This is a genomic window from Psychrobacillus sp. NPDC096623, assembly GCF_044762655.1.
Taxonomy (GTDB): Bacteria; Bacillota; Bacilli; order Bacillales_A; family Planococcaceae; genus Psychrobacillus.
The window spans coordinates 85,798-97,833 of record NZ_JBIWER010000006.1 but is presented as its reverse complement, the minus strand read 5'-3'; the positions used below and the strand labels follow the sequence as shown (position 1 = coordinate 97,833).

The window sequence follows — 12,036 nt, the reverse complement described above, 5'->3', positions numbered from 1 at the left end:
CTATTTTAGGGAGGTAGTTTCACTTGTTAAGACCATTAGGTGATCGTATCGTAATCGAATTAATCGAAGCTGAGGAAAAAACAGCATCTGGCATCGTACTTCCAGACTCTGCTAAAGAAAAACCGCAAGAAGGAAATGTTGTTGCTATAGGTACTGGACGAGTACTTGAAAACGGCACTCGCGTTGAACTAGACGTTAAAGAGGGAGACCGTATCATCTTCTCTAAATATTCTGGTACAGAAGTGAAATATGAAAATAATGACTATTTAATCTTACGCGAAAGCGATGTACTAGCTATTATTGGCTAATAAAACTTTCAAAAATATATTCAGGAGGTAACTAACACATGGCTAAAGAAATTAAATTCAGTGAAGACGCTCGTAGCGCAATGCTACGTGGAGTAGATAAACTTGCAGATGCTGTTAAAGTAACACTTGGACCAAAAGGACGTAACGTAGTTCTGGAGAAAAAATTTGGTTCACCACTTATTACTAATGATGGTGTAACAATCGCAAAAGATATCGAATTGGAAGATGCATTTGAAAATATGGGTGCTAAGTTAGTTGCAGAGGTTGCTTCTAAAACAAACGATATCGCTGGTGATGGTACAACTACTGCTACTGTTTTAGCACAATCGATGATTCGTGAAGGATTGAAAAACGTAACAGCAGGAGCTAACCCAGTAGGAATCCGTAAAGGAATTGACCTAGCAGTTGCAGCAGCAGTTACAGAGTTAAAAGCAATTTCTAAACAAATCGAAGGCAAAGAGTCAATTGCACAGGTTGCAGCTATTTCTTCAGGAGATTCTGAAGTTGGTGATTTAATCGCGGAGGCAATGGAACGTGTTGGTAACGACGGTGTTATTACAATTGAAGAATCTAAAGGCTTCACTACAGAACTTGATGTAGTAGAAGGTATGCAGTTCGATCGTGGATATGCATCTCCATATATGGTGACAGATTCAGATAAAATGGAAGCTATTTTAGACAATCCATATATTTTAATTACAGATAAAAAAATCACAAGCATTCAAGAAATTCTTCCTGTGCTGGAGCAAGTAGTACAACAAGGTAAACCACTTTTACTAATCTCTGAGGACGTAGAAGGGGAAGCTTTAGCTACTCTTGTATTAAACAAATTACGTGGAACGTTCAATGCTGTAGCTGTTAAAGCTCCAGGTTTTGGGGATCGTCGTAAAGCAATGCTAGAAGATATCGCAGTTCTAACTGGCGCTGAAGTAATTACAGAGGATTTAGGCTTAGACTTGAAATCTGCTAACATTACACAATTAGGTCGCGCTTCAAAAGTTGTTGTATCTAAAGACAATACGACAATCGTAGAGGGTAACGGAGAGTCTGATCGCATCGCTGGTCGTGTAACACAAATCCGTGCTCAATTAGAAGATACAACTTCTGAATTCGACAAAGAAAAACTACAAGAACGTCTTGCTAAATTAGCTGGTGGTGTAGCTGTAGTGAAAGTCGGAGCAGCAACAGAAACAGAACTAAAAGAACGCAAGCTTCGTATTGAAGATGCTCTTAATGCTACCCGCGCAGCAGTTGAAGAAGGTATCGTAGCTGGTGGTGGTACTGCACTAGTAAACGTATATAACAAAGTTGCAGAATTAGCAGAAACAAAAGAAGGCGACGTAGCAACTGGTCTGAAAATTGTACTTCGTGCATTAGAAGAACCAGTTCGTCAAATCGCTAACAACGCAGGTCTTGAAGGATCTATCGTTGTAGATCGTCTAAAACGCGAAGAAATCGGTATCGGTTTCAACGCTGCAACAGGCGAATGGGTGAACATGATCGAAGCAGGTATCGTAGATCCAACTAAAGTAACTCGTTCAGCACTTCAAAATGCTGCATCTGTAGCAGCATTATTCTTAACTACAGAAGCAGTAGTTGCAGACATTCCAGAACCAGCAGGCGGCGGCATGGGCATGCCTGACATGGGCGGAATGGGCGGCATGATGTAAAAAAAGCCAGAAACCCTTTATAAATAAGGTGTTTCCAGTTCAATTTACATTACTTTACCACTTCTGTGTATTAAAAAAATGCATATGACTAATTTTAGAGGAGGTCTTTCATCAGTTTGCTAAACTGTTGGGAGGCCTTTTCTTCCATATTGGTAGTCATGAGAACCCTGTCAATATATAATGTCAATTTATGGAGTATAAGTGGATACGGAACAAGCATCGTCTTTACTTGAAGATGGAGCAATTACCGAACACTCAGCAGGCGATATAGCTGTGAAAGAAGCTGTTTTCCAAGATTCTAATCCGGTTGAAGTTGCGACTCATTGGAAAGAAGCATTAAGACTATTTGAATGTTTTTGAAACTGATTAACCAACATTAAAAGGAAAAACATTTAAGATTGGTGAAGGACAAGACGTATTTTAATGGGGGAATTAGACATGGATTTTACGAATAAAGTGGTGTTAATTACTGGTGCAGGTGCTGGGATAGGTCGCGAAACCGCACTTCAATATGCAGCAAATGGTGCGAAAGTGGTTGTAAATGCAATAGGGAAAGAACGTGGTAAACAAACAGCCGAGTTAATCAAAGAAAAAGGCGGAGAAGCCATCTTTATACAGGGTGATATATCGAAAAAGTCCGATGTGGAAAACATGGTGAATAAGACGTTACAGGCATACGGACGGATTGATATTTTAGTTAACAATGCTGCTGTAGTTGCTGCTGGGACCATTGAGAATACAACGGAAGAGGATATCGATCGTACATTGGCCGTTAATATTAAAGGGACTTACCTTACATCTCAATATGTCGCAAAACAAATGAGAGAGCAAGGTGGCGGAGTCATCGTTCATGTTGGTTCTGTTGCTTCTATAAAAGGACATCAAGACCGTAGCATTTATAGTGCATCAAAAGGGGCTGTCTTAGCTCTTACGAAATCAATGGCGCTGGAATTAATGGATGCCAATATCCGTGTTAATTGCGTCAGCCCGGGAACAACCTATACGGATGGCGTACATAATCGTATTGAAGCTTCTTCAGATCCAGAAGCATTGAAATCGATGTATTTCGCAAGACAGCCCATGAATCGTCTCGCAAAACCAGAGGAAATTGCCCATAGTATATTGTTTGCAAGCTGTGACGAAGCAGCATTTATGAATGGAAGTAATATTGTCATTGATGGTGGTACGTCGATATAAGTAACCTCCTGATATGTATGGGTTTGTATGTAAGGCGAAAGCGAAATGCTAACATAGAGGATTATTATCGAGGCTTCTCATTAGTTGTGCGAACTTTTGAGGAGCTTCTTTTTATTTCTGCTTGTAAAGTGGAGATAGACATTCTTTGTGATTTGATCATTTGAATGACAAAGTTTATCCCTAATCAAGTGCTACACCAACCTTTGCAAAAAGCGACCGGTCAATTTAAGGAAGGTAATTCCTCGATTTATTCATAATATTTTTTTTACTTTAAATAATCATTCAATTAACAAACAATTGTTTTTTATTTAAACAAATGTTTGTTTTTTTATTGACAGTTAAAATTTCTGATGTTAGTATGAGTTTTGTAAAAATTAAATATTATTTCTCGTATAATATTGGGGATCTGGCCCGAAAGTTTCTACCAAGCTACCGTAAATAGCTTGACTACGAGGTTGCGTACATAAACATGGGATAAATCTATTATTTTCTCCATTATCTACCTTCCTGAAGTCAAGCACCGGTGCAAACTCGGTGCTTTTTATTTTTTTACAAACAATACAACATGATGAACATAGGAGGAAATTTTAATGAAAAAAAGCACTAAGAAAATAGTAATGGTCTTAATCATAGCTTTAATGACTACTGTAATGGCAGCATGTGGAAGTGACTCAGCTAAAGAAACTGAAGCTAAGTCTGGTACAGGAGAAGAAGGATTAAAAATTGCCATTGTAACAAGTCCTTCTGGCGTTGATGATGGTAACTTTAATGAAGATAACTATAACGGTATTTTGAGCTTTATTGAAAATAATCCAACAGCAACAGTAAAGTCTGTTAAAGAAGAAACTGGTGATCCTGCTGCGGCTGTACAAGCTGTTGCTGATATTGTGGCAGATTATGATGTTATTGTAACACCTGGGTTCCAATTTGCTGGGATTTCTAGCATTGCTGTAGAAAATCCAGATAAAATCTTTATTTTGAATGACTCTGAGCCAGCTCCTGTAGATGGCCAAACTGATTTCGAAAACATCTATGCGATGAATTTTGCTGAACAAGAGAGTGGTTTCTTTGCAGGAATGGCTGCAGCACTAGAAACAAAGACAAACAAAGTAGCGGTTGTAAATGGTATCGCTTATCCTTCCAATGTCAATTATCAATTTGGCTTTGAATCAGGCGTAAACTATGCTAATAAAGTTTTTGAAAAAAATGTGGAACTTGTTGAACTATCAGGCTATGCAGGGACTGATGTAACGGGGGCTGATGTTGGTGGTAACTATGCAGGATCCTTTGCAGATGAAGCAACTGGTAAAGTAATCGGAAATTCATTGATCAAACAAGGTGTAGATCTTATCTTTGTTGCTGCAGGTGGTACTGGTAATGGTGTATTCACAGCAGTGAAGGAAGCTAAAGACGACGTAAAAGTAATTGGTGTGGATGTTGACCAATATGATGACGGTGTAAATGGTTCTGAAAATATTGTTTTAACGTCTGCTGTAAAATTCATGGCTATGAACATTGAAAAGGCATTGAATTCTGTTGAAGATGGAACATTCAAAGGCGGAAATGTAGTTCTTTATGCGGATACAGATTCAACTGGCTTTATAAAAGAAGAAGGCCATCATCAATTATCAGAGGATACGCTAAGTAAATTGAATGAGGCTTACGAGTTAGTTAAAGCTGGCACAATCGTACCTGCATCTAATTTTAATGAACATTCTCCTGAACAGTTTCCAGGTTTATAAGGTTAATTAGAAACACTATTACAGTAGAAGTTTATCATATCCCTAATATTTGAATAATTAGGGAATGGTGAGCTTCTATTATTTTTCCTATTATGGTGAGGAAGGAGAACCAACGATGTCTAATTATATCGTAGAAATGAAACATATAACCAAAAGTTTCCCTGGAATAGTAGCGAATGATGACGTATCCATTGGCATTAAAAAAGGAGAAATTTTTGCCTTGCTTGGTGAAAATGGTGCTGGCAAATCCACATTGATGAGTATGCTGAGTGGGATGTACGAACCCGATGAAGGAGAAATTTATATTCGGGGAGAGAAGGTTCAAATCAGTTCGCCGAACCATGCAGCAAACCTTAACATCGGAATGGTCCATCAGCATTTTAAGTTAGTCGAAGATTATACGATTACAGAGAATATTACTTTAGGAATTGAGCCAATTAAAAGGTTTGCAGGACTCTTTCCATACGTAGATATTCGAAATGCCAATCGTAAAATTGAAGAACTATCCAAAGACTTTGGCTTGGAAGTGGATCCTACAAAAAAAATTGCCGATCTTACGGTTTCCATGCAGCAACGTGTGGAAATTTTAAAGGTGCTTTATCGTGAAGCAGAAATCCTTATTTTTGATGAACCAACTGCCGTCCTAACTCCACAAGAAATCGATTTCTTACTTGGTATTATCGAAGGTCTGCGAAACAGTGGAAAAACCATCATTTTAATCACCCATAAGCTAGAAGAAATTAAGAAAGTGGCCGATCGATGTGCAGTATTGAACAAAGGTAAATTAGTGGATGTGTTGGATGTAAAGACAACATCGGTCAACCTTATGGCTCAATTAATGGTGGGTAGAGAGGTAAGTTTTGAATCTGAAAAAGTACCTGCTCAGTTTAAAGAAGAAGTATTGAAGGTAGAACATCTAACTGTGAAAAATGAAGATGGATTTGAAGTAGTTAAGGACGTTTCCTTTACGATCCGCAGTGGTGAAATATTTGCGATTGCTGGTGTTGCAGATAATGGTCAAGTTGATATAGCGGATGCCATTGCCGGATTGACAAAGGTCAGCGGAGGTAAGATATTCCTCGAAGGTAAGGACATTACAAATGAAAGTATTAGAAACAGAACAGAAACTGGAATTTCTTATATACCTGAAGATCGACAAAGCTATGGGCTATTTTTGGATTTCGATTTATCAACCAATTTGGCATTAAAGCAGTACTATAAGGAGCCCTTTTCTAGTAAAGGAATCTTAAATAAAGAGGTATTTGAGGAATTTGGCAGCAAGCTAATTGATCAATTTGATATTCGAAGTGGACAAGGTATTAAGACGCAAGTTCGTTCGATGAGTGGTGGTAACCAGCAAAAAGCAATTATTGCCCGTGAGATCGAATTACAATCCCCGCTTATGATTTTCGTTCAACCAACACGAGGAGTAGATATTGGTGCGATTGAAAATATTCATAACATGATGATTCAACAACGTGATCAAGGAAAAGCGATATTACTGGTTTCGTTGGAGTTAGAAGAGATTATGAATGTAGCGGATACGATAGGTGTTATATATAATGGCCAACTTCAAAAAGTTGCAAGCAGTGAATCATTAACGACCAATGAAGTGGGTGAATATATGATGGGGGCTAAGCATGAGTAAGGATAAAAAGAAAAAAAGCTTAAGTTATCGTCTGTTTTGGCCAATACGGAATGAGAAATGGCAACCGATTACAATCCCGGTAGCTTCTATACTAATAAGTTTTATTGCTGCGGCAATAGTGATACTTTTACTGGGCAAAAATCCGTTACAAGCGTTTTACAACTTGTTCCAAGGGGCAGGGATCTTGCCAAAGTCTTCTTATGCTGGCTACAAGAGTATACTGACTGATTTTTTGAGTTTGCTAAACGCCATGACGCCACTTGTGTTTGCCAGCTTGGCAGTGGCTGTTGCTCTTAGAGCTGGCCTATTTAATATCGGTGTTTCCGGTCAAATGCTCTTCTCTGGTTTTTTAGCGACGGTAATTGTAGGTTATAGTGGGTTAGATGCCATCATTGCAAAGCCACTTGTTTTGTTGGTTGGAATTGTTGCTGGAGGCTTAATGGGTGGATTAGTAGGATGGTTAAAATATAGATTCAACATACATGAAGTAGTATCTACTATTATGTTAAATTATATTGCCCAATATGTCATAAGCTTCTTTATTCAAATGTATTATGTTGATCCTGTTTCAAGGCAATCCAAATATATTTCAGAAGAAGCAAGGTTGACGTTAGTAAATGTTGAGATAGCAAACTTGAAAATGGATATTCCATTGGGCTTTATTTTGGCTATCATTATCGCCATTTTAATCAAGTTTCTTATGGACAAAACAGTGGTTGGTTTTGAAATTAAAGCTGTTGGTTCCAATCGAAATGCAGCAAAATATACAGGAATAAATGTCGGAAGAAATACAGTCTTAGCCATGATTATTTCAGGAGGTTTGGCTGGTCTTGCAGGTGTAACGTATTATTTAGGTTATTTCTCTTCCATACAACCCAAAGTATTATCAAGTATCGGTTTTGACTCCATTGCGGTGGCACTATTAGGAAACTCTCATCCAATCGGGATTATTTTTTCATCTTTCTTAGTATCAATTATTGACCAGGGAAGCACGTATATGAGTTCGCAGGCTGGGATCAGGCAAGAAATTGCTTCTGTGATCATCGGGTTAATCCTATTGTTTAGTGCATGTGGTGCGTATGTGAAGCATAAAGTCAGCCGCTTGAAGGAAAAAGAAGTGGATCGAAAGGACAGTGAATCATAAATGGATACGATTATTATTGATGGATTATCCTTTGCTCTGCCTCTTTTTATCATGGCAATAGGTGGTATATATAGTGAAAAAAGTGGTATCACCAATTTAGCACTTGAAGGCTTTCAAGGTTTCGGTGCATTCATCGGAGCCCTGTCAGCTGTGTTAATCGCAAACGCTTCTGGAATAGATGTTCAAAATCTATTTTACGTGTCGTTTCTGTTTGCGATGATTGGCGGGATGGGTTTTTCCGTTATTCATGCTGTATTAAGTATTAAATTTAAGGCAAATCAAGTAATCAGCGGTGTTGTGATTAATATTTTGGCGTTAGCACTAACGACTTTCTTAACAACACAAATAAATGCACTTGTATTTGGAGCGGCTTCGGACAAGTTTCGATTAGGTGTATCGGAGCGGTTTACGATTGAAGGTTTAGCCAATATACCAGTGATTGGTGCGGTCTTTACGAATGTGTATCCGTTCGAAGTGATTATCGTTGTGATTGCCATTTTTGCTTGGTATCTTTTATATAAAACAAGATTCGGTATGCGCTTAAGAGCGAGTGGGGAAAATCCTCATTCGGTTGATGCAGCAGGTGTAAATGTATCGAAAATACGATTTTCTGCGGTTCTAATATCAGGTCTTTTATCAGGTTTAGCTGGTATGTGCTTTGCCTATTCCATTTCAGCTAACTTTTCTTCCAATATTTATATGGGATATGGATTCTTGGCTATTGCTGCATTAATCTTTGGTAACTGGAGGATTCTCCCTACTTTAGCAGCTTGTCTTATCTTTGGTTTTGCAAAATCGGGGGGAACGTTTATTGCTCAGGAATTGGCATTGCCAAGTAGCTTCACCGATTTATTCATGATTTTACCGTATGTATTAACGTTATTGTTATTAGTCTTTTTCTCTAAATCAAATCGCGCTCCGAGAGCATTAGGTGAAATTTATGACAAAGGAAAGAGATAGATAAAGTAAAACTACCATCATGTGGGGGGGTTCTTCATCCCCACTGATGGTTAGTTGAACCAATGGGACCTTTACTTTTGTATCTAAGGTAAAAGTAAATATCTAAAATAAAGGATTATAATAGAGGCTTCTCATTAGTTGTGAAAACTTTTGGGAAGCTTCTTTTTTCATTTCTTTTAACAAAGGGATAGTTCTGTTTTGGTAAAGATAAAGTGCTAATCATTATAAGCATGGCTCAACTGTTTGATTAGCTTCAATTCTATTGTTTTCCGTAAAATCATAAAATGGTAGGTTATGAATGCAATGGTTTACCTGAGGGAGGACAAAGTAGTATATTACAAAATCCCTATTGACTATGTATATTTCATATCTAACAATAATCTTTATGCAGAAGCTAAATCGTCGGACTAGAAGGTGGAACAAAAAGTGAGAAGAATGGAAAGAAGACAGCAACAAAAATTAAATGAGCGGATAAGGAGTAAGTTTAAAGGTAAAAAAATAAAAGTGAAGATTTTAGCAGCGGGTTCAATATTGTTTTTATGTAGTTTGCTTCTATTAAATATTTTCATTTGGTCAAGTGATGTCAGTAAACTAGAAGAGCCTACTCCACAGCCAACTATTATTTATGACCAAAATGGAGAGGTAGCTAGTAAGATTGAAACTTCGAATATTGAAGGAGTTAGTATAGAACATGTTCCAGAAAATCTTATTCATGCTGTAATTGCAACAGAAGATCAGAGGTTCTACAAGCACAAGGGAATTAACTATATAGCAATTGTTCGAGCATTTTCTCAAAATATGGTGAGTGGAGAAATTGTGGCAGGAGGAAGCACAATCACACAGCAGTTGGCTAAAAATGTCTTTTTAACACAAGAACGTACATATACGAGAAAATTTAAAGAACTTATTTTAACGAAAAAAATTGAACAAACATACCCCAAAGATGAAATTATGGAACGGTACTTAAACCAGATCTATTTCGGTGAAGGAGCCTGGGGCATACAACGTGCTTCACAGACGTACTTTGGCAAGGATGTTAGTGAATTAACGCTAGGTGAGTCAGCTATGCTTGCTGGGTTGATTAAAGCACCTTCTAAATTGTCACCATTTAAAGATATGAATAAATCAGTTGAACGGAGAAATCTTGTTCTATCATTAATGGTAAAGGAAGGCTACATTAGTCAAAATGATGCGGAAAAGGCAAAAGAACAGTCTATAGTATTAGATGGCGAAAAATTTGATGATTATAAAGGTAAATATCCATATTATGTAGACCATATTATTGAGGAAGCTATAAATAAATATGGTCTCACAGAAAATGAGGTTCTTGCGGGTGGACTTCATATTTATACTGAATTAAATCCTACAATACAAAATTCGGTTGAACAGGTATATAAGGATGAAAAGATGTTTCCGGAAGGTCAAACTGATCAGTTAGTACAAAGTGGAGCAATCTTCATCAATCCTTCAACCGGCGGAATCAACGCACTTGTTGGAGGAAGAGGAGAACATACCTTTAGAGGATTTAATCGAGCTACCCAACTAAAACGACAACCCGCTTCTACAATGAAACCATTAGCAGTATATACTCCTGCTTTGGAGCAAGGGTACGAAATGGATGATATGTTACAAGATTCACCTATTAATATTAACGGATATCAACCAATGAACTATGACAAACAATTCCGTGGAGAAGTTACGATATACGATGCTTTGGTAAACTCATATAACGTTCCGGCGGTATGGTTATTGCAGAGAATGGGCTTGAAGTACGGGGTAAATGCAGTGGAGCGTTTCGGTATTAAACTAAAGAAAAAGGATCATAATTTAGGTTTAGCACTTGGTGGTATGAATGAAGGGGTATCTCCTTTATTAATGGCTCAAGCATTCTCCTCATTCTCTAATGATGGCGTAATGGTAGAAGCACACTCTATCCAAAGAATTGAAGACGCAGATGGCGAGATCATTGCTAAATGGCATAATAATGCTACAAGCGTCACGAATCCTTTAGTCGCCCAGAATATTACCTATATGCTCAAAGGTGTTGTTGAAGAAGGCTCAGGAATGAATGCCCAAGTAGAGGGATGGGAAGTAGCTGGTAAAACGGGTACAACAGAGCTACCTTTTGCTACTGTAGGAGGAGCAAAGGATCATTGGTTTGTTGGATATACTCCACAAATTGTTGGGGCAGTTTGGATGGGATACGATAAAACGGATGAAAATCATTATTTGTTGGGAACTAGTGGATCTACTGCCCCAAAGATTTTTAAAGAAATTTTCTCTGAGTCTATAACGGAATTTTCCCAAAAAGAATTTGACTTATCATTACTAGGCAAACAACTAAAAGAACAGAGGGAGAAAGCGGAACAACAGATGAAAAAGGAAGAGGAAAAGAAAGAAAAGGAAAAAGGGAAGAAAGATAAAGAGAAGAAAGATAAAGAGAAGGAAAAAGATAAAGAGAAGAAAGGTAAAGAGAAGGAAAAAGATAAAGAGAAGAAAGAGAAGAAAGAGAAGAAAGAAAAGAAAAAAGAGAAAGAAAAAGATTAATTGGAGAGGCATCGAGAATTCTGGAGAAACATTAATTATCTGGCTTAAAAGACACCGTAGTACATTGATCTGCTCAATCACGTCTTTTTATATCAAAACAAAAAGTAAGTACAATGAACTCTATTAATTGGAAACTAAAAACCGTTAATTCCAAAATATATATAAGGGTTTGTATGAAAGGTGAAAGTGAAATGCTAATATAGAGTATTATAATCGAGGCTTCTCATTAGTTCATTGAACTTTTGGGAGGCTTCTTTTGTCACGCTGGAGGTACACATTCTTGATACTTTGATCTTCGGAATGGCCAAGACTATACATGGGTTAAAAAGAGATATAAGTTTGCAAGAGCAAGTAGTCCTGCCATTCTTAGTTGAACCATTTTTATTTGCTCAATTAAATGTATTTTTACATCTACAGAGATACTAGCAAATGATTGAAAATAAAGAATTATCAAACAACCGTTATGTTATTTTGGTAATTTTTACTTTATAGTCTTATTTGTAAAATTAAAATCGATAGTTTTTCTTAATAAAATGGATGGGAGTACATATTAAATGACAGGGAGAACAAATATGAAAGCGTAATCATTTTTTTAGAATCGAGTTTTTTGGGCTAATTATATTATTTCACATATTGCAAAATTCTAATAATACGTAATGAAAGCTTCATCTTTTTTAATCAGAGTAACACTAAATGGTAACAATGCTTTGTTATATTCAAGGCAGGCAGAAGATGGTGCTGCCGAAAAATATTTGAGTAATAAATCTTACTCAGGAGAATAAGAGGTGAAACGATAAATCAGGAATTTATGAAAAATCCA

General features: G+C 37.2%; 9 protein-coding genes and 1 riboswitch. All 9 genes read left to right on the top strand.

Features of this window, described 5'->3' with window-relative positions; translation table 11 throughout:
• Positions 1 to 23: 23 nt before the first annotated feature.
• The 9 genes from groES to ACIQX2_RS15560 all read left to right on the top strand — a co-directional run bounded on the left by groES (position 24) and on the right by ACIQX2_RS15560 (position 11,216).
• On the top strand, positions 24 to 308 hold the full coding sequence (gene groES, locus ACIQX2_RS15600) for a co-chaperone GroES (protein WP_402852369.1): 285 nt from the start codon (positions 24 to 26) through the stop codon (positions 306 to 308).
• A gap of 38 nt (positions 309 to 346) precedes the next feature.
• Entirely contained in the window at positions 347 to 1,978 is a 1,632-nt protein-coding gene (groL, locus tag ACIQX2_RS15595) for a chaperonin GroEL (protein WP_093062145.1), read from the top strand.
• Positions 1,979 to 2,179: 201 nt separating this feature from the next.
• The gene (locus tag ACIQX2_RS15590; protein ID WP_402852365.1) at positions 2,180 to 2,338 is read left to right on the top strand and encodes a hypothetical protein; all 159 of its coding nucleotides are present in this window, start codon (positions 2,180 to 2,182) and stop codon (positions 2,336 to 2,338) included.
• 78 nt (positions 2,339 to 2,416) lie between these two features.
• A complete protein-coding gene (locus ACIQX2_RS15585) occupies positions 2,417 to 3,175 on the top strand; it encodes an SDR family NAD(P)-dependent oxidoreductase (protein WP_402852362.1) in 759 nt (252 codons plus the stop codon).
• A gap of 368 nt (positions 3,176 to 3,543) precedes the next feature.
• Positions 3,544 to 3,645, top strand: a riboswitch (purine riboswitch).
• Between the two features lie 120 nt (positions 3,646 to 3,765).
• Positions 3,766 to 4,917: a BMP family lipoprotein gene (locus ACIQX2_RS15580; RefSeq protein ID WP_402852359.1), complete on the top strand. Its 1,152-nt coding sequence runs from the start codon at positions 3,766 to 3,768 to the stop codon at positions 4,915 to 4,917.
• 115 nt (positions 4,918 to 5,032) lie between these two features.
• Positions 5,033 to 6,565 (top strand): ABC transporter ATP-binding protein, encoded by a 1,533-nt coding sequence (locus ACIQX2_RS15575; RefSeq protein ID WP_402852356.1) that lies wholly within the window; start codon positions 5,033 to 5,035, stop codon positions 6,563 to 6,565.
• Positions 6,558 to 7,709 carry an ABC transporter permease gene (locus ACIQX2_RS15570; RefSeq protein WP_402852353.1) on the top strand — a complete coding sequence of 384 codons (1,152 nt, stop codon included), beginning with the start codon at positions 6,558 to 6,560 and terminating at the stop codon, positions 7,707 to 7,709. Before ACIQX2_RS15575 ends, ACIQX2_RS15570 begins: the two co-directional genes overlap by 8 nt.
• Positions 7,710 to 8,669, top strand: a complete 960-nt coding sequence (locus tag ACIQX2_RS15565) for an ABC transporter permease (protein WP_402852350.1) — start codon at positions 7,710 to 7,712, stop codon at positions 8,667 to 8,669.
• Between the two features lie 435 nt (positions 8,670 to 9,104).
• Entirely contained in the window at positions 9,105 to 11,216 is a 2,112-nt protein-coding gene (locus tag ACIQX2_RS15560; protein WP_402852758.1) for a transglycosylase domain-containing protein, read from the top strand.
• Positions 11,217 to 12,036 lie beyond the last annotated feature (820 nt).